This is a genomic window from Streptomyces sp. NPDC050703 (genome assembly GCF_040654435.1).
Classification (GTDB): Bacteria; Actinomycetota; Actinomycetes; order Streptomycetales; family Streptomycetaceae; genus Streptomyces.
The window spans coordinates 43,761-64,200 of sequence record NZ_JBFAHX010000036.1; the positions used below are offsets into that span (position 1 = coordinate 43,761).

Below are 20,440 nucleotides of genomic sequence, written 5' to 3' on the forward strand. Positions count from 1 at the left end.
CACCTCACCCCAGCGCGTCCAGGGCCTGGGCGACCGCGTTGCTCACCGTGATCCCGGCGTGGTGCAGCAAGTACTCCTCGCCGCCCACCAGGTCGTAGTGGATGTCCGGCACGCCGATCCGCCGCACCGGCGGCCCGCCGACCTCGGCCACCACCTCGCACACCGCCCCGCCGAGGCCGCCCACGGCCCGGTGGTCCTCGATGGTCACCACGGCCTCCGCGTTGGCGCAGGCGTGCAGCACGGCCTCCTGGTCGAGCGGCTTGACCGTGTGCATGTTCAGGTGCCCGGCGCTCACCCCCTGCTCGGCGAGTTCCCGCGCCGCCCCGGCCGCGACCAGGTTGGGATGCGGCCCGGTGGCGATGAACAGCACCCGGCCGGGCTCCCGCAGCACCCGCGCCCTGCCGAGCACGAACGCCTCGCGCTCCCGGTACAGCGGCGCCGTGGCCTGCCGCCCGAGCCGCAGGTAGGCCGGCCCCGGGTCCTCGGCGACCGCCACGGTCGCCTGCGCCGCCTCCCAGGAGTCGGCGGGGACCACCACCGTCATGTTCGGCAGCATGCGGATCACGCCGATGTCCTCGATCGAGTGGTGGGTCGGGCCGTAGTGGCCCGACGCGAGCCCCGCGTGCGTGCCCACGATCTTCACCGGCAGGTTGGCGCCCGCCACATCGATCTTGATCTGCTCGAAGGCGCGGGCGACGGCGAAGGGGCTCATGCCGTTGGCGAACACCGGGCGGGCGGACACCGTGAGACCGGCGGCCACCCCGATCATGTTCTGCTCCGCGATGCCGAGGTCCACGTGCTGCCGCGGCAGTTCGATGGCGAAGTGGTCCTCGAAGTTCATGTCGGCGGTCAGGCACGCCAGGTTCGGGTTCTCCCGGGCGAGGGCGAGCAGCATCATGGCGTACGCGTTGCGGCCCTCGATCGTCGCGCGGTTCTCCCAGACGTGGTCGAGCACCTGCGCCACGGTGCGGCGCGTCGCGATGTCGGTGCTGCTCATGCCCCCTCACCGTCCAGGACCGCGAGCGCCGCTCGCCGGGCCGCCGTGCCGAGGGTCGCCGAATGGCTCTGCTTGGTGTCCTCAAGGCCCGGGACGCCGCGCGCCTTGACCGTGCGGGCGATGACGACCGTCGGCCGGCCCGGCTCGACGGGCCGGGTCAGCGCCGTACGGATCTCGTCGTGGTCGTGCCCGTCGACACCGAGGACCCGCCAGCCGAAGGCGGCCCACTTGCCGGCCAGCGGCTCCAGGGACATGCAGTCGTCGGTGCGGCCGCTGATCTGCCAGCCGTTCCGGTCGACGATCGCGACGAGGTTGTCGGCGCCGTGGTGCGCCGCGGCCATCGCCGCCTCCCAGTTGGAGCCCTCCTGCAGCTCGCCGTCGCCGAGGATCACGAAGGCCCGCTTGCCGTGGTCGAAGCGCTTCCCGGCGAGGGCGACCCCCAGGGCCAGGGGGAGCCCGTGGCCCAGCGCGCCCGTGGAGAAGTCCACTCCGGGAAGGCGCTTCATGGGGTGACCGCCCAGCCGGCCGCCCTCCTCGGCGTAGGTGGCGCACTCCGCCTCCGGGATGACCCCGGTGGCGGCGAGCACCGCGTAGAGCGCCGCGGAGGCCTGGCCCTTGCTCAGGATCAGATGGTCGCGGTCGCCCGACGTGCTCTCGGCCGCCGGGTCGCGCAGCACGTCGGCGTAGAGCACGGCCAGGATGTCGGCGATCGACATGCTGCCGCCGATGTGCACGCCGTTCGGGGAGGCGCTCATCTCGATGACCTTGCGCCTGATCTCCAGGGAGAGTCCCCGTGCCGTGGTCCGCGGGGGCGACTGTGTGAGCATGTGGGTTGCGTCCTTCCGAAAGCCGGCCGATGCCTTGACCAGCGGTATCCAGCAGAAGAGGGAGCGGGGGCGGGCACCGCTGGGGCGCCCGCGGTTCACACCAGGCCGCAGGCGGCCCGGGGTCCGGCCGGCCGGACCCGGAAGACCGATTCGCGGACGGACTCGATGAACCGGTAGTCGATCTCCAGCGTGACGGGGTCCGGATGCGTCAGGAACACCCGCAGCGGGCTGGTCAGGAGGTCGTGGGTGGGCACGATGGCGTCACCGGGACGCCGCTTGACCACGAGGTCCACCACCGAGGGACGGCTGCGGATCTCCCGCACCAGGTCCTCGTCGACCGAGACGACGGTGCCCGACAGCAGCGTCGGAGCGTTGTAGACGGCGGCGGGCCGGAGCCGCTCGTACATCCCGTCGGCGTAGCGGGCGAGGAAGTCCCGGGGGCGCAGGTAGGCCAGCGCCGTCAGGTCGGCGCTGTTCACGCCCATGGCCCGGTCGTGGAAGGCGGGGTGCAGATGGCCGTTGACCCGGGCGCCGACCTCGACCAGCGCCGGTCCGTCGTCGGTCACGATGATCTCGGTGTGGGCGGGGCCGTGCCGGATGTGCAGGACGTCGAGGACCCTGCGGGTGTAGTCGGCCAGCTCCGCGACCACCGGGGTGTCGGACGGCAGCAGGATGTCGCGGTTGTAGATGGGCTTGCCGTTGGCCAGCAGACGCTTCTCGTAGCGCCACACACCACAGACGTAGGAACGGCCGTCGACGCTCACGGTGTCGACGATGTACTCGGTGCCCTCCAGGTAGCTCTGCACGAGCACCTCGGTGTTGGCGCCGTTGAACACGGTGGTGCTGGACAGCACCGTGCGGAACGCGGAGCGCAGCTCCCCGGCGGTGCGGCACACGGTGACGCCGTCGGTGGAGGCGGACGCCAGCGGCTTGGCCACACAGGGCCAGTGCCCGCCGGCCTCGGCCCAGGCGACGGCCTCCTCGACGTCGGCGGTGCGCAGCTGCCGCGCGGTGCGCAGCCCCGCCGCGGAGACCGCCTCGGTCATCTTGTGCTTGTCGCGGCGCGCGTCGGAGCGCGTCGTGCCGTTGCTGCGCACGCCCAGCGCCTCGCTCAGCCGGTCCGCGAGCAGGACGCCCGGCTCCTGGCCCGGCAGCACGAAGCACACTCCGGCCTCCGCGAGCGCACGCTCGGTGCCGCCGTCCGGGTCGTAGACCAGCGAGTCGAGGTACGCGGACCGGTCCCACGGCTGCATGCGCGAAATCGGTTCGGCGGCGCTCTGCACGTGGATCACGTCGACGCCCAGCCGGTTGAACGCCGCGGGCAGGTAATTGCCCGTCCCGTACGCGTCGACCAGGGCGCCGATCGCGCGGCCCCCGGACCTGTGCACTGCTCCGGCGGAGCGGTCGAGCAGCTCCCCGGTACCCCTGTCCACCATCAGCTCGGTCATCGGCTTCTCCCGCCTCGGGTCATCGCGGTCTGCGCTCAGCAACGTAGGAGCGGGGCGGCGCGGGGCACGGGGCGATACGACTTGAGACACATGGGGTCACCCCCAAAGGCACATGCCGCGGGCCGGGGCCGCCCGGCCGGGTGCGCGGCGCCTCACGTCGCGACGCGCAACCGGTGGGTGCCGTGGGCGCCGCGGGTGTCGCCGGGGTGGATGAGCCGCATCGAGGCGGCCTTGTTCACGGCGTCCAGGCGGCTGACCGCGTCGAGCTTCTCGAAGATGTTGCTCAGATGCCGTTTCACGGTGCCCTCCGCGATCCCCAGCCGCGCCGCGATCTGACGGTTGCTCAGGGCCGCCGCCGCGTGGGTGAGGACCTCCAGCTCGCGGGCCGACAGCTCCGAGCCGGTGACCGGGCCGCTGCCCGCGAGGCGCGGCGGCAGCCGGTGCAGCGGCAGGGTCACCGTCTGGTGGGAGCGGGTCCCGTGCTGTGCCCGCACGGCGTCGGCGACGGTCGCGTAGCCGACGCTCTTGTGCAGATAGCCGTGCACGCCCAGGTCCAGCAGCGACTGCACGAGACGCGGTTGCTCCAGAAGGGAAAGCACGAGCACACGGCAGCGCGGGACACCGTGCAGCAGACGGGCGGCGGTCGCCTCGCGGGCGTCGGCGGGCACCATCTGGACGTCGATCACCACGAGGTCGGGACGGGCCCGCGCGACCAGGCTGAACAGCTCCGCCGGCCGGCCGGTCTGGCCCGCGATCTCGATGCCGGGCTCCGTGTCCAGCAGCGCGCAGAGGGACTCGCGCAACAGCCGCTGCTCGTCGGCGACCACGACGCGTACGGATGCGTGGGACATGGCAGGCAGTACTCCTGTTTTCCGGGCCGGGTGGAGGGGTGGCGCGCCGGACCTTCACAGGTCGGGGAAACGGGATGCGTGTCGGGCTCGCGGTGCGGCGAAGGGGACGGGCCGGACGGTGTCCGCGGCGGCGCGTCGCGCCGGGCGCCGCTCGCTCTCGCGGATCGCTCTACGGCAATCACGGTAGCGACCGCCCTCCGGCCGGGCCTATATGAACTCTTCACGAGTACCGGCGAACGGCGCCCGGCACGGCACCCGGCGGGCGCCCGGGACGGCGCCCGCCCCAGGGGCCCGACGGCCCCGCGGGAATGTGCCTTTGAGCGCGCCGGGATGTGACAGAAGTCGTAGCGCCGGCTGCCGGGCGGGTCCCGGTGCCTACGTTTCTGGCGTCCCGGGCCGGCGAGGCCCCCACGCCCCAGGGAGGAACGCCGATGGCGCCCTTGAGTCCATCACCCACGATGCGAGGACACGTCGACTACGACTTCGGCAAGGTCGCGCCGGATGTCCGCAAAAGGCTCCGGCCGCTGGGCGCCCTCGACAACTGGCACGCCGTGCTCGCGGTCCTCATGGACTACGCGGGCGTCGCCGTCGCGGTCTGGGCGTGCCTGCACCTCTCCTGGTGGCTGTATCCGCTCGCGCTGCTGTTCATCGGCTCGACCCAGCGCGCGATGGTCAACCTCCTGCACGAGTCGTCACACAAGGTCCTCAGCCGCAACGGGACACTCAACCTGCTGCTCGGGACGGTGTTCTCCGGATACCTCGTCTTCCACCTGTACTCGCCCTACCGGACCAGCCACATCGGCTTCCACCACCGCTACCTGGGGGACCCGCAGAAGGACCCCGACTACGAGTTCCACCGCGAACTCGGGCTGTACGACCCGGGGAAGTCGGACGCGCGGTTCTTCCTGGAGAACATCGCGCTGGCCGTCCTCGGCCTGCGCACGGCCGCCTACGTCCGGTACATCGTCCGGGACCGCATCTTCTACCGGGGGCCGCGGACCAACGTCTCCATGCCGGTCGGCCTGAACACCGAGAGGCTGGTCTTCGCCGCGCAGTGGCTGCTGATCACCGGGGTCTGCTACGCCACCGGAACACTGCACCTGCTGCTGCTCTTCTGGATCGTCCCGCTGTTCACCAGCGCGGTCGCGGTGGGGTGGCTCTCGGAACTCGCCGAGCACTTCCCGATGCCCGAGAGCGAGCGCGCCCAACTGCTCATGACGCGCAACCGGCACGGCTGGGCCCTGGAGAACTACCTGCTCGGCCGGCACCACGACAACTACCACCTGGTGCACCACCTCAACATGAGCATCCCGTTCTGGAACATGAAGCGCGCCCACCGCATCCTCCTGGACGATCCGACCTACGCCCGCTGGGACGCCCTGTGGGGAGGCATCGTCACCCGCGGCAAGGGCAGGGACGGCGCGGAGACGGTCGTGACGTACGCCGCGAAGTACCGCGCCTGGCGCCGGGCCGGCGGTGTCCCCGAGGCGGCCTCGCCCACCTTCGCCGAGGTCCTCACCCTCGCGCACACCCGGCCCGTGCGGCAGCCGTGAGGAGGCACTCATGACCGACCGGACGTACACCGCGCGGTGGCGCTCGTACCTCAACACGGCCGGCTCCGGGCTGCAGAGCCGCGAGACCCGCGAGGCGGTGGCCGACTACCTCACCCTGGAGGGGACGGTCGGCTCCTACTTCGCCGAACGCGCCTACGCGGAACTGCTCGACGAGGGCGTCTACCGCGGCGTCGCGCGGCTGTTCAACTGCCCCCGCGAGGCCGTGGCGCTGTCGGACTCGGCGACCCGCGCCTGGCACAGCGGCGTGGCCGGACTGACCCTCACCCCACGCGACGTCGTATGGACGACGCCCTACGAGTGGGCCGGCAACCTCCTCTTCCTCAGGAACCTGCGCAGGACCGCCGGATTCACGATCCGGGAGATCCCCCTCACCCCGCGCGGAGACGTGGACGTCGACTGGTGCGAGCACCACATCAGTGACCGGGTCGCCCTCATCTCGGTGACGCACATGCCCTCCTGCACGGGCGCCGTCACCCCCCTTGCGCCCTTCTCCGCACTCGTCCGCGACCGCCGCGCCCTGCTCGTCGTCGACGCCTGCCAGTCGGCGGGGAACGTGCCCATCGACCTGGCGGCCACCCCCGTGGACCTGCTGACGGCCAACGGGAAGAAGTCGCTGCTGGCGCCGCGCGGCACGGGGTTCGCGGTGATGTCCTCCCGGTTCCGCGCGTCGGCCGACCCGGTCAGCGTCGACGTGCACACGCACGCCTTCGCCCCCGGCGGCGGCATCCGCCGCCTCACCGAAGGCGCCCGCAGGTTCGAGCTCGGCGAGAAGAGCGTGCAGGCCTTCGTCGGGTTCGAGACCGCCGTGCGCCAGGCCCGCCACAACGACTGGGACCGGACGGCCGCCCTGTCACGGGAACTGCGCGTGCGGGCCGGGCAGATCCCGGGGCTGCGCGTGCACGCGCCCGGCAGCCACCACACCGGCATCCTGTGCGTCACCCACGAGCGCCTCACCCCTGAGCGGTTGTGGCACGCGCTGTGCCGCGCGGGTGTCGCCTGCTGGCTCATCGACGGCGCGCACACCCCCAACTACCTCCTGCGGGCCGGCATCCCGCAGGCGGTACGGCTGGCCGTGGGACCCCGCACCACGCGGGAGGAGATCGACTACGCGATCGGCGTCCTGGAGGAGACCGGCGGACGCGGGGCCACCGTGCCCCTCGGGACCACCGTGCCCGCCAGGGGCCGGCAGGAGAGGGAGTACTCGGCGTGAAGAAGATCATCATCCTCGGTGTCAACGCCACCAGTGCCAAGTACGTGCCCCGGGCGCTGCGCTCGGCGGGGTTCGAGCCCGTGTTCCTCGCCGACCCCGACGGCTTCGCGGGCCGGGCCGCGGACAGCCTCCGCGACTGCGTCTGCTTCGCGACCGACATCGAGGACCGGGACGCGGTGCTGCGCCTGCTGGCCGACGAACCCTCGATCACCGAGGAAGCGTTCGCCATCACCGGCCTGTACGACGAGAAGTTCCCGCTCATCGCGGAGATCGCCGCCCGCCACGATCTGCACGGGCCGGAACCGGTCGCGGTGCGGCTGGCCTCCAAGGCCGTGGTCGCCGCGCTCCTGCCGGAGTTCAGCCCGCCCACGCTGCGCTTCACGGGGGGCGACGCGGCCCGGCTCGCGGTGGACCCGGCCGCCCTCGCCCCGGCGCCCCACGGCCACATCGTGAAGCCCGCCGAGCAGGCCGGGGCGCGCGGCGCGGCGCGGCTGCCCAAGGGGGCGGGACCGGTGGACCTGTGGAACGCCGTGGCCGCCACCGGCCTCTCCCAGGACCTCGCCCACCCCTGGGTGCTGCAGGCGGACATCCGCGGATCGCTGTTCAGCCTGGAGGGCTACGTCACCGACGGGCGGACCGTCTTCATCGACTTCTCCCAGCGCGGTCGCATCGCCTGGACGGAGGTGAGCAACCTGCTGCCCGCCGACCGCCGCCTGCCGCACGGCACCGAGGACCTGTGCAAGACCGCCGTCACCACGCTCGTCGGACGCTCCGGCCTGAGCCAGGGGTACTTCCACTGCGAGTTCCTGGTCGACGGCGGGCGCCCCTACCTCATCGACGCCAACATCGGGCGGGTCGGCGGCGGTGCCATCGTCGAGCAGCTCGCGCTCGTGCACGGCCTGGACCCCGCCGACATCCTCGCCCACGTCCTCACCCTGGGCCTGCCGGCCGCGGGCACCAGCCCGGCGCCCGCCTACCGCGCCCAGGGCACCGGCACACCCACCCTGTCGTACTACTACGGCATCGAGGGCGGCGGGAAGGTCCTGTCGGTGACCGTGCCGGACGGGGGGCGCTGCCTGCACACCCAGTTCGTGCCGGACGGCGGCCGCGTCGACCCCGTGGGCGCGGGCGACTCCGCGTGGGTCGGGATGCTCACCGGGCCCATCAGCGACGTGACACGGGAGATCGACGACGTCGTGGTGCACACCGCCGACGGCCCGCGCGGCCCCGCCTGGGCGGCGCCGTCGTGAGGACCGGACGCGCGACGCCGCCCGGCGGCTGGACGATCTACGCCGTGCGCTTCCTCACCTACAGCACCTGGGGTGTGCTGTACCCGTTCTTCACCGTGTGGCTGCTGGACCAGGACCTCTTCTCGACCGCGGACTGCGGGCTGATCACCGGCGCGGCGGTCCTCGCCAACCGGCTCGGCTCCCTCGCGTTCGTCCGCGTCCTGCCGCCGGGCCGCGAGCGGGGGGCCGTCATCGGCTCACAGATCGCGATGGCGGCGACCGCGGGCCTGCTGTGCGCCATGGTGGTGCTCCAGATCGGCTCGCTCATCGCCTGGATGCTGGTCTCGGCGGCCTTCGGGCTCGCCGGGTCACTGGCCACCCTCGCGCAACTCACCCTGATCGTCCACCAGTTCGGCCCCGAGGAGACCCGCAGGGCCTTCTCCTACGAGAACGTCGCGCTCAACGCGGCGGGCGGCCTGGCCCCCTTCGTCTCCTCCCTCGCCTACGCCGCCACGGGCCGGTTCTACGTGCTGGCCCCGATCGGGTTCGCGCTGCTCGCGGGGGTGCTGGCCACCCGGCTGGCCACCGGCCGCGTGCCGGTGCGGCAGCCGGCGGCCGAGGCCCCGAGGACCACCGGCCTGCCCCCGGGGATGCCCGTCCTGCTCGGGGTCAACTTCCTCACCCACATCACGTACGCGCAGTTCTACGGCGTGTTCGCCGCCTACGCCACGCCGAGCCTCGGAGCACGCGGCGTCGGCCTGCTGTTCGCCTTCGCCAGCGTCGCCATCGTGGTGACCCAGGCCCTGGTGACCAGGCTGTGCCGGGACAGGGGCGAGCCGGTCCTCATCGTGGCCGCCAACCTGGCGCTGGGGGCGGGGACCGCCCTGCTCGTGGCGCCGGAGGGCGGCATGGCGCTGATGCTCTGCGCCGTCCTCGCCATCACGGTCGGCGAGATGCTCTACGGCCCGGTCTACCAGACGCTGGCCGTCGCCGTCGCGGGTGGCCGCACGAGCCTGGCCGTCGGCGCCCTGACCTTCGTCTGGGGGCTGGCCGAGTCCCTCGCCGTCGCGGCGGGACTGTGGCTCATCGGGGCCGGCCTCGGGCCCGTGACGTTCCTGCTCGGGGCCGCCGCGGCCGTGGCGGCCGTCGTCATCGTCGCCGTATGCCACCGCCGCTTCGCCGCCATGGCGGACGGCGGCCCGGCGCACACCGCCGCGTCCGCACCCGCGGTCCGGCCCACCGCCGACTCCACGTCCTGACGGAAAGGGACATCGTGGCTTCCGCATCCTCCATCGCCCCGCGCCCCGCAGGCGCCCGACGACCGGTCCGGGTCCTCAAGTTCGGCGGGACCTCGATGGGGACCACCCCCGAAGACCTCGCCCGGATCGCGCGCATCGTCGCCGCGGCGCACGCCCGCAGCGACGTCGTGGTGGTCGTCTCCGCCCGCGGCGACCGCACCGACCGGCTCATCGACGAGGCCCGGTCGGCGAGCACCGCCCCACCGGGCAGGGAACTCGACCAACTGCTCGCCACGGGGGAGGCCGGCTCGGCCGCCCTGCTGGCCATCGCCCTGCACGGGCTCGGCGTCCCCGCGGTGTCGCTGCTGGGGTCGCAGGCCGGATTCACCGTGTCCGGCCGGCACGCGAACGGACGCATCGAGGACGTGGACACCTCCCGGCTGCGCCGGGCCCTCGCACGCGGGGAAGTGGCCGTCGTGGCCGGCTTCCAGGGCGTGAACGCGGCCGGCGACGTCATCACCCTGGGCAGGGGCGGCTCGGACACCTCGGCCGTGGCCCTGGCCGTCGCGCTCGGCGCCGCCCAGTGCGAGATATACACCGACGTCGACGGCGTCTTCTCGGCGGACCCGCGCATCGTGCCGGAAGCGCGGCCGATCCCGCTCCTGCGCAGCGGCGTCATGTCGGAGATGGCGCACGCCGGAGCCCGCGTCCTGCACACGCGCTCGGTGGAACTGGCCGGCCGCGCGGGCGTCGACCTGCACGTACGGAGCACCTTCAGCCGCAACCCCGGGACCGTCGTGGTATCCGGACAGGAAGGAGCGGATCTCGCCATGCTGGAGACCGAAGACCGTGTGACCGCCGTGTCGCACGAGCCGCGCAGCGCCCGCGTCACGGCCGTGGGCACATCCCCCGACGCCCCGCTGCTGGGCACCGAAGTCCTCGCCCTGCTGGCCGACGCGTCGGTACCGGTCGACGTGCTGGCCAGGTTCACCGACACGTCGCACGGGTACGGCTGGGACTTCACGGTGCCCGCCGCGGACGTCGACACGGTGACCAGCCTGCTGACGTCCCTGCCCTGCCGGGTCGCCGTCGACCCCGCCGTGGCCAAGGTGTCGCTGGTCGGCACCGGTCTGATGAGCGACACCCGCACCCTGGCCCGGATGCTGGACGCGCTGCTCGCCGCGGGCATCGACCCCCTCTCGCTGTCCACGTCGCAGAGCCGGATCTCCGCCACGGTCGGCGAGGCGGACTGCTCGCGCGCGGTGGCGGTCCTGCACGGGGAGTTCATGCCCGTCCGCGAGCCGCGCGGCGCGACGGGCAGGGCGGCGGTCGCCGTCGGCTCACCCGTCTGATCCGTCGGCCCAGGGCCGGGCGGCCGAGCCCGCGACCCGGCCCCGGCCTCCCGCGCGCCGGCCGCCCGTCACCGAAAGGAGCCCCGCATGACCGAGCCGAACCAGCTCCGCCCCGGGCACCGCCCGCGGGCACCGCGACAGCCGCGTACGACGGAGATCGCCGACGGGGTGTTCGCGTGCGTCCCGTCCGACGACGGCCGGTGCCCGGCCAACGCGGGCATCATCACGGGGCCCGAGGGTGTCACGGTCATCGACGCGGTCGCAACGGCGGCGCGGGCGCGGGCCGTGCGCGCCGCCGTGGAGTCCCTGCGCGCGGGGCCGGTCCGCAGGATCGTCCACACCCACCACCACGGCGGCCGGACCCACGGCGACGGCGGGACCTTCCCCGGGGCGACCGTCATCGCGCACGCGCTGACGCGCAGTGAGATGGCGGGGGCGGGCCCGCGGCCCGCCCTGCCGTCGGTCACCTTCGACGAGCGGCTCACCCTGCACAGCGGGGACCGGAGCGTCGAACTCGTCTTCTGCGGGCCCGCGCACACCACCAACGACGTGGTGGTGTGGCTGCCGGGCGACCGGGTGCTGTTCACCGGGGACGTGGTGCTCGCGGGGACGGCGCCCTGCACCCTGATGGGCTCCGTGGAGGGGGCGCTGCGCGCCGTCGGCACGCTGCGGGCGCTCGGCGCCCGCACGGTCGTCTGCGGCCGGGGGCCGATCAGGGACGCACGTGTCCTCGACGAGACGGAGTCCTACCTGCGGTGGGTCCAGGTCGTCGCGATGCGGGGCTGGCAGCGGGGGCTGACGCCGTCCGAGATGGCCGGGGAGGCCCTGGCGGGCCCCTTCGGCCACCCGGGCCGCGCCGAGCGCCTGGTGGGCAACCTCCGCCGCGCCTACGCCGAACTGGACGGCGGCCCGCTGGGGCGGCCCCTGGAACCGCGGTGAGGAGGGTGAGGACGACGGTGTTCAGGCCGTCGGTGAACGCGTTGACAGAACCGCGCGGTTGGTTTTCTCTGGCTGTGAGTGTGCGGCCAGGACCGCGCGGACCCCGCCCCACAGCCTTTTCGTCAGCACATTCAGCCATGCGAAGGAAGTAACAGACGTGTCTGTTGAAACGATTGCGGATGCACAGGCCGGTATCCCCGACGTGGTCCGGCTGACGCCGGAGTTCGAGGTGGCCCCCCTGGTGCGCGACGTCCAGGCGCTGCGTGCGGAGCAGGCCGCCGACTGGAGACTGCAGAAGACCTTCGTCACCGACGACGAACTGGTCGAGACCGAACTCGACTGGCACATCATGCCCCTGCGCAGCACGGGCGGGGACAAGGCGCGCACCGACCCGGGCGGGCCCGGCCTGGTGCCGTTCGCCGACACCTCCCACACCGCACTCGCCCCGCATCTGCACGCGGTCATGCGGTCGATCCCCTCGCCGCTGCGCTCCGTACGGCTGATGGCGCTGGGACCGGACACCTACGGCCCCGACCACTTCGACAACAAGTACGCGCTCACCTGGGGCATCGCCCGGCTGCACGTACCGGTGATCACGCTGCCCGAGGCGAAGCTGTTCTTCGGGGAGACCCCGTACGTGTGGGAGGCGGGCTCCCTCTGGTTCGGCAACTTCGCCCGCACCCACCGGATCGAGAACAGCGGTACCACCCACCGCGTGCACTTCGTGCTGGACGTGCAGGTGACCGAGGCGCTGTTCGACCTGTTCCCGGCGGAGGTCCGCGCCGGGCTGCCGTTCGACAGGATCATGGTCAACCGCGAGGAGCGGCCGCTGCGGCCCGCCTCCCGGCACCGCGTCGCCTTCGAGGTCCCCAAGTCCTTCACGGACTGGGAGGAGGCCGACGGCGAGTTCCTCACCGACCAGCCGAGGGTGCCGGCCGAGATCGGGACGCGGGGCGACGGCCTGGTGCTGTCCTACGACGGCGCCCCCTACGCGGGGCTGGTCCACATCGGGGACGACGAGTTCCGCTTCCAGGGCTGGACCGACGAGCGCACCGTCCAGGTCGTCGACGACGGGGGAAGGCCGCGGGTCGTGCTGCGTACCAGGACCGGCAGGCGGGTCCGGACACTGGCGGTCCCCGCGACGCCGCAGAGCGTGTGATCCGCCGAGGTGGAGGCCGAGATGAGCATGACCGTGAGCCGCGGCCGGACCGCCGGCTTCGACACCCCGACCGAGGGGCTGGGCACAGAGGAGTGGGACCGGCTGGCGGGCGACCACCTCTACGCCACCAGCGGATGGCTGGACTTCTGCGTCGGTGACCCCGGCGGGCGGACCCTGACCGGCAACGTGCACGCCCGGCTGCCCGGCGGCACCGCGGCCGTGCCCGTCACCGCGGTCTGGGAGGAGAACAACGGGTTCTACCAGTGGGGCCGGCTGCTGTCCCGGGCCGGCCTGCCCGCGGCGGCCCCGCAGGGCCTTCTCGTCGGCCCGCGCCGCGGCTACCAGACGAATCTGCTGATCAGCGAGGGGCTGGACCGCGCCGAAGGGGCGTCGGCCCTGCTGGACGAACTCGCGGACCTGCGCAGGCGGGCCGTGGCCGACCGGCTCTTCGACCACGGGAGCGCCGACCGGCTGCCGTGCCGCGCCATGTTCCTGAACAGCACCGACGTCCGGGCCCTGCGCGCCGCGGGGGTCCGGGCCGAGCCCGTGCTGTGCGCCGCCGACGCCTGGATACGCACCGAGGGCGAGGACTGGCACGGCTGGATGCGGACGCTGCCGTCCAAGCGCCGCGGCGAGCTGATCCGCAGGGACCAGCGACGATTCGACTCCGCGGGCTACCACTTCAGCGAGCTGCCGCTCTCGGAGTGCTACGAGGAGGCGGCCCTGATGTCCCAGGGCACGCAGGCCCGCTACGGACAGCCCGCCGACGTCGCGGTGCTCGCCGAGTCGCTGCGCGTCCAGGCCGAGACGATGGGCGACGCGGCGCGCGTGCTGATGTGCGCCAGGGGGGACGGGCCCCCCGTCGGGTTCCTGCTGTTCTACCGCTGGGGCGACGCCACCTTCCTCAAGGGGGCGGGCTTCCACTACGACCAGCTGGTCGACGTCGCCGAGTACTTCAACCTCGTCTACTACGAGCCGGTCCGCGACGCGCTGCGCCACGGCCGGCGCTGGATGCACGCCGGTATCGCCTCCACCGACACCAAGGCGATGCGCGGCGCCGAGGTCCGCCCCCTGTGGATGCTCGACGTGTTCGGCGACGCCACCGACAACGACACGATCCGCGCCTACAACGCCGCACAACTGCGGGAGCTCACCGAGTCCTCGGCCGCGGTGGCCAAGGCCGTCGTCGACGACGAGTGGCTGGAGTTCTGTTGACGTCCCGCCTGCTGCTCAACGGGGACTTCGCGCGCTTTTGGCTGAGCCAGGTCCTGACCGGCGTCGCCTCGAAGAGCATGACGATGGTGTTCCCCCTGCTGGCGACGGTCTCGTTCGCGGCCACACCCTTCGAGGTGGGTGTGGTCGCCGCCGCCCAGTACGTCCCGGTGCTCGTGGTCACCCTGTTCATCGGCGTGTGGCTCGACCGGCGGCCCCGGCGCCCCACGCTGCTGTTCACCGACGTGGCGGGCGGCCTCGCGCTGCTGGTCGTCCCCGTCCTCAGCGGTCTCGACGAGTTCCACCTCGGCGTCCTGTACGCGGTCGCGTTCGGGTTCGGCTCGCTCGTCGCCGTCGCGGAGGTCTGCGCGCAGGCGTATCTGCCGAGCCTGGTCCGCGGCTCCGAGATGGTCGCCGCGATCGGGCGGCTCGAAGCGGTGTTCACGCTGGTCGTGGTCGCCGCGCCCGGACTCGGCGGGCTGCTCATGAACTGGCTCGGCGGCTCGGGAGCGGTCCTTGCGGGCGCGGTCTGCTACCTGCTCGCCGCGCTCGTCCTGTGCAGTGTGCGGCGTCGCGAGCCCCCGGTCGTCGCGCCGGTCGCCCCCGAGCGCGTGCGGAGCGAGATCGCGGCGGGGGCCCGCTTCCTGCTGTCCGTGCCCGTGCTGCGGACGCTGATCGGGCAGGCCGCGCTCTTCAACTTCTTCGAGCAGGCGATGCTGACCCTGTACACCGTCTACGCGGCGTCCGTCGTCGGTGTCTCGCCCGCCCTGCTGGGTCTGACCGTGACGCTCGGCGCCGTGGGTTCCCTGCTGGGCGCGGTCACCGCCGAACAGGCCGAACGCAGATGGGGGCTGAAGCGTGTCGTCGTGGTGAGCATGGCCATCGCCTCCTTCGCGCCGGTGCTCATCCCGCTCGCCACGGAGCCGAGCCCGTTCACCGTGACGATCTGGTCCGTCTCCTTCGTCCTCTACGGATTCGGGCTGACCGTCTACAACGTCTTCAGCACCTCCACCCGCCAGCGGCTCACGCCGGACCGGTTGCGCGGCCGCGTCGCGGCGACCACCCGCCTCGTCGCGTACGGGCCGCTGAGCGCCGGCACACTGCTCGGCGGCAGCCTCGGGTCACTGTTCGGGACGCGCAGCGGGCTGTGGATCTCGGTGTGCCTGCTGGCGGCGGCCTTCCTGTACTTCGTCGTGGCGATGCGGCGCACCCGCGTCCCGGACCTGAGCCCCGAGCCGGAGCAGGAGCAGAAGCCGGAGGCGGAGCCGGAGCCGGCGAAGTGACGCTCGAAGGGGGGCCGGGGCCGAGCGGCCCCGGCCCCCCGGCCGGTCGTTCTCACCTCTCCCGGCGGGGCGGCTCGCTCTGCCAGAACCACGGTTCGTCGAAGGCGGGCTTGAGGTCGTCGAACCACACCGCGTGCTCGTCGTGCTTGGCGAAGAACGGCCGCCCGACCCACCGCGGATCGCGCGCCTGGAGGAAGCGGAGGCAGAACACGTCCTGACCGCCGACGCGGGTGGTGCCGTCGACCACCACCTTGCCCGGCGAGGCGGACATGACCGGCCCGCGCGCCGTGCGCTCCAGACCCGAGACCGACGAGAGCGCCTCGCGGTAGATGGACGCGGCCCGGTGCAGCGGCAGTTCGAAGTACTGGCTGGCGCCGGTGTCCCGCTCCACGAACATGTAGTAGGGCGCCACACCGAGGGACGTCATGGTCCGCCACATCCGGGCCCAGACGGCCGGGTCGTCGTTCACGTGACGGACGAGAGGCGCTTGCGCGCGGATGACGGCGCCCGTCTCCCTGATCCGCCGTACGGCCTCCCGGCAGGCGGCGGTCTCCAGCTCGCGGACATGGGAGAAGTGGGCCATCACGGCCACGTGCCGGCCCGCCGCCGTCGCCTGTTCGAAGAGCCGCAGCAGGTCGGCCGCGTCGTCGTCGGTGGTGAAGCGGTAGGGCCAGTAGGACAGGGCCTTCGTTCCCACGCGGATGTTGCGGATGTGCGCGAAGCGGGGTTCGAGCAGCGGCGCGAGGTAGCCGCGGAGCCGGTCGGTGGACATGATCATCGGGTCTCCGCCGGTGAACAGCACGTCCGAGACCTCGTGGTGGTCCGCGAGGTACCGCAGGGCCTTCTCCGGTCCGGGGACGGCCTGCTTCAGCTCCGCGACGCCGATGAACTGCGCCCAGCGGAAGCAGTATCCGCAGTAGGCGTGGCAGGTCTGGCCCTGGCCGGGGAAGACCAGCACCGTCTCCCGGTACTTGTGCTGCAGGCCGAGGAGCGGCTCCGTGCCGTCCTGCGGGACGTTGGCCTGCAACTGGTCCCCGGGGTGGGGGTTGAGCCGCGCCCGGGCGCGGTTGACGGCGCCGCGCAGTTCGGCGCGGGGGGCCTTGCGGTCGATCAGCTCGGCGACCTCGTCGAAGACCGCGCCGGGCAGCATGCCGCGGTCGGGGAAGGTCAGCCGGTAGATCGGGTCGTCGGGCGCCCCGTCCCAGTCGATGAGTTCGTCGAGCACGTAGTTGTTGACCTTGAACGGCAGGATCGAGCTGACGACCTCGATGTCCCGGCGGACGGCGGGGTCCATCCGCTGGACCTGCGGCAGGTGGGCCAGGCGCGCTCCGGGGACCGCCCGCATCCTCATCGGGCGGGGGGCGGTGGACAGTGCCATCACGCGTGCTCCTTCGTCCGGTCGGCGCGCACGGTGCCGGTGGCCGAGGCGACGGCCCGGGACAGCGTGCCGACTGCCTGGTCGATCTGGGCCTCGTCCACGACAAGCGCGGGCAGCAGCCGCAGTACGTTCCTCATGGGTCCGCCGATCTGGAGCAGCAGGCCCGCGGCGATCGCGTCCTGCTGGACGCGGAGCGCCGTCGCCGGGTCCGGCCCGCCGTCCGGCGCGGAGAACTCCCAGCCGAGCATCAGGCCGAGCCCGCGGATGTCACCCGGGACGGCGTGGTCCTCGGCGATCCGCCGCAGCCCCCGGGCCAGCCGCGGCCCCTGGACGGCGGCGTTGGCCACCAGTCCCTCCTCCGCGATGACGCCGAGCGTGGCCAGGGCCGCGGCGCACGCCACCGCGTTCCCGCCGTAGGTGCCCCCCTGGGAGCCCGCGGGGGCCTTGCTCATCAGCTTCTCCGGGGCGGCCATGACCGACAGGGGCAGACCGCTGGTCAGCCCCTTGGCGGCCACCAGGATGTCGGGTTCGACGCCGAGGTGCTGGTGGCCCCAGAAGCGCCCCGTCCGCCCGAATCCGGTCTGGACCTCGTCCATCACCAGGAGGAACCCGTGGTGATCGGCGCGCTCCCGCAGGCCCTGCGCGAAGGCGGCGGGGGCGGGGACGAACCCGCCCTCGCCGAGCACCGGTTCCACGACGAGGGCCGCGGTGTCCTCGGGGGCGGTCACGGTGGCCAGCAGGAAGTCCAGCTCCCGCAGGGCGAACCGGGTGGCCTCCTCCTCGCTCCAGCCGTACCGGTACGCGGAGGGGAACGGCGCGATGTGCACGCCGGCCATCAGCGGCGCGTACCCGGTGCGGAAGCGCGGGCTCGACGTGGTCATGGAAGCGGCGCCCACGGTCCTGCCGTGGAAGCCCCCGTGGAAGACGATGACGTTGGGGCGTCCCGTGGCCTGCCGGGCCAGGCGCAGAGCCGCCTCGACGGCCTCGCTGCCGGAGTTGGCGAAGAACAGGGACTGCAGTTCGGCCGGGAGGACCTGCCCCAGGCGGTCGCACAGGTCGAGCAGGGGCCGGTGCCGCACGGTCACGTACTGGCCGTGGAGCAGGCGTTCCGCCTGGCCTGCGATGGCGCTGACCACCGCCGGGTGGCAGTGGCCGGTGCTGGTGACCCCGATACCGGCGGTGAAGTCCAGATACCGCCGCCCGTCGTCCCCGTACACGTCGAGCCCGCGGGCATGGCTGACGGTGACCGGAGTCGCTGGTTTCAGTACGGGCGATAAGCGTGCCATGGGTTGTCCCTTTCCGTGGTCGCACCCCTGTGGCGCTGCGCCGACCCGACGAAGGTAGCCACGCCGATCCAAAAAGACAACCGGACAGTCGGTTTCTTGTCTGCCTGGCATCTGAAGGCGGAAAGGGTGCTTTTATCCCTGTATCGCAGCCGGGCGGGCCGAGTTGAAGCCTGTTCGGGCGGCAATGGACAGCTTGACAAAACCAGATGGTCGGTTTTTACTGCTGCGGTCGGCTGTCCCGCTGTCGCGCGGTACGGCACGCAGGCGCCACCAGTTGCTGCTCACCTGCCGTCAGGGCAGGGGAATCCGAGGAGACCGATGACTGCGCCGCTCTTCGAACTGACCGACCGAGAACGCTCCGACCTGTGGCGGCAGGCGGAGGAAACCGTGCACCGCGGCCCGGACGGTGCCGGTGCGGACGCCCTGCCCGCCCGCGTGAAGGACGCGCTGCGCGACTTCGGCCGGGACCCCGGCAAGGCCGGCTACATGCTGCTGCGCGGCCTGGAGGTCGGCGTACTGCCTCCCACCCACTCCGACGGCGAACCGGCGACACTGCCGGGGCACGGCACGGCGGGCCTGGGCATGCTCATCGCCGAGACGCTCGGCACGATGATCGGCTACGCCGACGAGAAGAGCGGCGCCCTGGTCCACAACGTCCAGCCGCTGCCCGGCGAGGAGACGCGGATCGAAGGCTCCGGATCGGTCGCCTTCGACTTCCACATCGAGAACGTCCACCACCCGCTGCGCCCGGACTTCATCGGCCTGATCTGTCTCCGGCAGGACCACGACCGCGTCGCGTCGACCCGCATCGCCTCGTGCCGCGAAGCGCTGGAACTGCTCAAGCCCGAGACGGTGCGGTCCCTGCGGCAGTGCCAGTTCTACAGCAACTACCCCGGCTCGTTCACCAGGGACTCCACCGTGGAACCCGCTCCCTCGGGCCCCCACCCCGTGCTGTTCGGCAGCGCCGAGAAGCCGTTCATCCGCTTCAACTCCCACAACACCACCTCGCTGAACAAGGCGGGCCGCGCCGCCCTGCGCGTGCTCGCCGAGGCCCTGGAGCACGTCTGCCACGAGGTCATCCTCCGGCCGGGAGACTGCGCCGTCCTGGACAACAACGTCGCCACGCACGGCCGTTCGGCGTTCACGCCCCGCTACGACGGCCAGGACCGGTGGCTGCGGCGCTTCTACGCGATCACCTCCATTCCGCACTCCGTGCGGCAGATGATGGACGGCTCGCGGGTCGTCCCGCCCATCCCGGCCATCGAAGGCATCTGGTGAAAGGGCGGGAGAAGCACGTGGCCGGCCTCGACACGCTCCTGTCGCTCGACGAGTTCGAGGAGCGGTGGATGGCCCACGCGGACCGGCCCGTCGCCCAGTACGTGGCGGGCGGTGCGGGCTCGGACCGGGTGGTCGCCACCAACACGGCCGCCTTCGACGACGTGTGGCTCAGCCCGCGCGGACTGCACGAGGGCCCCGCCGACCTCGACACGTCGGTCACGGTGCTGGGCCACACGCTCGCCATGCCGCTGATGCTGGCACCCACGAGCCCGCAGCGACTGGTGCACCCGGACGCCGAACTGGCCACCGCGCGGGCCGCGGCCCGGCACGGCCTCCTCTCGATCGTCAGCACCGACTCGCACTTCCCCTACGCCGACATCGCGAAGGCGGCGCCGGGCCGCACCTGGTTCCAGCTCTTCCCCTACCGCTCCCGCGCGGACGTCGACGCCACCGTCGCCTACGCCGAGGAGTGCGGCGCATCGGCGCTGGTCGTCACGGTCGACGCGTCCTTCGCGGCCCGCAGGCTGAGCACGGCGCGGGCGGGCTACCGGCTGCCCCCCGGCGTCGACTACGGCACCCTCAGGGTGCTGGGAATCCTGCGGGGCGACCCACCGGCCGGCGGACGGCACGAGAAGATCCCCGTCACCTGGGACGACCTCGCACGCATCCGGTCGAGGACCTCGCTGCCGCTCCTGGTCAAGGGCGTGCTGCGGCCCGCCGACGCCCGGCGCTGCGTCGACCTGGGCGCGGACGCGTCCATCGTCTCCAACCACGGCGGCCGTCAACTGGACGGCGTGCTGCCGGCGCTGTTCGCCCTGCGCTCGGTCGTCGCGGCGGTGCCGCGCGGACACCCGGTGATCTTCGACGGCGGGGTCCGCTCCGGCGTCGACCTGGCCAAGGCCGTCGCACTCGGGGCCCGAGCGGTGTGCATCGGCAGGCCGTACCTGTGGGGGCTCGGTCTCGGCGGCCAGCGAGGAGTGGAGCGCGTCCTTGACCTGTTGCGCCAGGAGTTCAGCGACGCCCTGCTGCAGATGGGCATCACCACGGCCGCCGAACTGGACGACACCTTCGTGACCAGGTCCTGCCGGCACACGCGCCACTGATGCCGGCCGACGCGCCCGCGCCCGCCCCCGGCGAGGACACCTACGACCACACCAACGACCACATCAACGAGGACGA

General features: G+C 72.7%; 17 protein-coding genes. 11 read left to right on the forward strand and 6 right to left on the reverse strand.

What is annotated here, in order from left to right:
* Window positions 1–4: 4 nt before the first annotated feature.
* The 4 genes from AB0I16_RS27545 to AB0I16_RS27560 all read right to left on the reverse strand — a co-directional run bounded on the left by AB0I16_RS27545 (window position 5) and on the right by AB0I16_RS27560 (window position 4,123).
* Window positions 5–997: a transketolase C-terminal domain-containing protein gene (locus AB0I16_RS27545; RefSeq protein ID WP_363252291.1), complete on the reverse strand. Its 993-nt coding sequence runs from the start codon at window positions 995–997 to the stop codon at window positions 5–7.
* A complete protein-coding gene (locus tag AB0I16_RS27550) occupies window positions 994–1,824 on the reverse strand; it encodes a transketolase (RefSeq protein ID WP_363252292.1) in 831 nt (276 codons plus the stop codon). Before AB0I16_RS27550 ends, AB0I16_RS27545 begins: the two co-directional genes overlap by 4 nt.
* Before the next feature lie 95 nt (window positions 1,825–1,919).
* A complete protein-coding gene (locus AB0I16_RS27555; protein WP_363252293.1) occupies window positions 1,920–3,272 on the reverse strand; it encodes an ATP-grasp domain-containing protein in 1,353 nt (450 codons plus the stop codon).
* Window positions 3,273–3,424: 152 nt separating this feature from the next.
* Window positions 3,425–4,123, reverse strand: a complete 699-nt coding sequence (locus tag AB0I16_RS27560) for a response regulator transcription factor (protein WP_363252294.1) — start codon at window positions 4,121–4,123, stop codon at window positions 3,425–3,427.
* A gap of 440 nt (window positions 4,124–4,563) precedes the next feature.
* Between AB0I16_RS27560 and AB0I16_RS27565 the strand changes: the two genes are divergently transcribed.
* From AB0I16_RS27565 to AB0I16_RS27605, 9 genes are all read left to right on the forward strand, one after another.
* Window positions 4,564–5,676 carry a fatty acid desaturase family protein gene (locus AB0I16_RS27565; protein WP_363252295.1) on the forward strand — a complete coding sequence of 371 codons (1,113 nt, stop codon included), beginning with the start codon at window positions 4,564–4,566 and terminating at the stop codon, window positions 5,674–5,676.
* 10 nt (window positions 5,677–5,686) lie between these two features.
* Entirely contained in the window at window positions 5,687–6,907 is a 1,221-nt protein-coding gene (locus AB0I16_RS27570; RefSeq protein ID WP_363252296.1) for an aminotransferase class V-fold PLP-dependent enzyme, read from the forward strand.
* The gene (locus AB0I16_RS27575) at window positions 6,904–8,157 is read left to right on the forward strand and encodes a hypothetical protein (RefSeq protein ID WP_363252297.1); all 1,254 of its coding nucleotides are present in this window, start codon (window positions 6,904–6,906) and stop codon (window positions 8,155–8,157) included. The genes AB0I16_RS27570 and AB0I16_RS27575 overlap by 4 nt, the downstream gene beginning before the upstream one ends.
* Window positions 8,154–9,395 (forward strand): MFS transporter, encoded by a 1,242-nt coding sequence (locus AB0I16_RS27580; RefSeq protein WP_363252298.1) that lies wholly within the window; start codon window positions 8,154–8,156, stop codon window positions 9,393–9,395. The genes AB0I16_RS27575 and AB0I16_RS27580 overlap by 4 nt, the downstream gene beginning before the upstream one ends.
* A gap of 14 nt (window positions 9,396–9,409) precedes the next feature.
* Window positions 9,410–10,726 (forward strand): aspartate kinase, encoded by a 1,317-nt coding sequence (locus AB0I16_RS27585; RefSeq protein WP_363252299.1) that lies wholly within the window; start codon window positions 9,410–9,412, stop codon window positions 10,724–10,726.
* 87 nt (window positions 10,727–10,813) lie between these two features.
* The gene (locus tag AB0I16_RS27590) at window positions 10,814–11,665 is read left to right on the forward strand and encodes an MBL fold metallo-hydrolase (RefSeq protein ID WP_363252300.1); all 852 of its coding nucleotides are present in this window, start codon (window positions 10,814–10,816) and stop codon (window positions 11,663–11,665) included.
* 157 nt (window positions 11,666–11,822) lie between these two features.
* The gene (locus AB0I16_RS27595) at window positions 11,823–12,824 is read left to right on the forward strand and encodes an aspartyl/asparaginyl beta-hydroxylase domain-containing protein (protein WP_363252301.1); all 1,002 of its coding nucleotides are present in this window, start codon (window positions 11,823–11,825) and stop codon (window positions 12,822–12,824) included.
* A gap of 21 nt (window positions 12,825–12,845) precedes the next feature.
* A complete protein-coding gene (locus AB0I16_RS27600) occupies window positions 12,846–14,039 on the forward strand; it encodes a peptidogalycan biosysnthesis protein (RefSeq protein WP_363252302.1) in 1,194 nt (397 codons plus the stop codon).
* Entirely contained in the window at window positions 14,036–15,319 is a 1,284-nt protein-coding gene (locus AB0I16_RS27605) for an MFS transporter (RefSeq protein WP_363252303.1), read from the forward strand. The genes AB0I16_RS27600 and AB0I16_RS27605 overlap by 4 nt, the downstream gene beginning before the upstream one ends.
* Before the next feature lie 52 nt (window positions 15,320–15,371).
* Here the strand turns inward: AB0I16_RS27605 and AB0I16_RS27610 are convergent, their stop codons facing one another.
* Window positions 15,372–16,697: a lysine 2,3-aminomutase gene (locus AB0I16_RS27610; protein WP_363252304.1), complete on the reverse strand. Its 1,326-nt coding sequence runs from the start codon at window positions 16,695–16,697 to the stop codon at window positions 15,372–15,374.
* Window positions 16,697–17,983, reverse strand: coding sequence for an aminotransferase class III-fold pyridoxal phosphate-dependent enzyme (locus AB0I16_RS27615; protein WP_363252305.1), 1,287 nt, complete (start codon window positions 17,981–17,983; stop codon window positions 16,697–16,699). The genes AB0I16_RS27610 and AB0I16_RS27615 overlap by 1 nt, the downstream gene beginning before the upstream one ends.
* 318 nt (window positions 17,984–18,301) lie before the next feature.
* On the opposite strand from AB0I16_RS27615, the gene AB0I16_RS27620 reads away from it, so the two are divergent.
* Together AB0I16_RS27620 and AB0I16_RS27625 are read left to right on the forward strand one after the other, a co-directional pair.
* A complete protein-coding gene (locus tag AB0I16_RS27620; RefSeq protein ID WP_363252306.1) occupies window positions 18,302–19,261 on the forward strand; it encodes a TauD/TfdA family dioxygenase in 960 nt (319 codons plus the stop codon).
* A gap of 17 nt (window positions 19,262–19,278) precedes the next feature.
* Window positions 19,279–20,364 (forward strand): alpha-hydroxy acid oxidase, encoded by a 1,086-nt coding sequence (locus tag AB0I16_RS27625; RefSeq protein ID WP_363252307.1) that lies wholly within the window; start codon window positions 19,279–19,281, stop codon window positions 20,362–20,364.
* The last annotated feature ends 76 nt before the right edge of the window (window positions 20,365–20,440 follow it).

Bases quoted from the DNA above. Each gene is read 5' to 3' on its own strand.
- AB0I16_RS27550 (WP_363252292.1), bottom strand. From the start codon at position 1,824: ATGCTCACACAGTCGCCCCCGCGGACCACGGCACGGGGACTCTCCCTG.
- AB0I16_RS27620 (WP_363252306.1), top strand. From the start codon at position 18,302: ATGACTGCGCCGCTCTTCGAACTGACCGACCGAGAACGCTCCGACCTG.
- AB0I16_RS27615 (WP_363252305.1), bottom strand. From the start codon at position 17,983: ATGGCACGCTTATCGCCCGTACTGAAACCAGCGACTCCGGTCACCGTC.
- AB0I16_RS27570 (WP_363252296.1), top strand. From the start codon at position 5,687: ATGACCGACCGGACGTACACCGCGCGGTGGCGCTCGTACCTCAACACG.
- AB0I16_RS27590 (WP_363252300.1), top strand. From the start codon at position 10,814: ATGACCGAGCCGAACCAGCTCCGCCCCGGGCACCGCCCGCGGGCACCG.
- AB0I16_RS27555 (WP_363252293.1), bottom strand. From the start codon at position 3,272: ATGACCGAGCTGATGGTGGACAGGGGTACCGGGGAGCTGCTCGACCGC.
- AB0I16_RS27560 (WP_363252294.1), bottom strand. From the start codon at position 4,123: ATGTCCCACGCATCCGTACGCGTCGTGGTCGCCGACGAGCAGCGGCTG.
- AB0I16_RS27600 (WP_363252302.1), top strand. From the start codon at position 12,846: ATGAGCATGACCGTGAGCCGCGGCCGGACCGCCGGCTTCGACACCCCG.
- AB0I16_RS27610 (WP_363252304.1), bottom strand. From the start codon at position 16,697: ATGGCACTGTCCACCGCCCCCCGCCCGATGAGGATGCGGGCGGTCCCC.
- AB0I16_RS27545 (WP_363252291.1), bottom strand. From the start codon at position 997: ATGAGCAGCACCGACATCGCGACGCGCCGCACCGTGGCGCAGGTGCTC.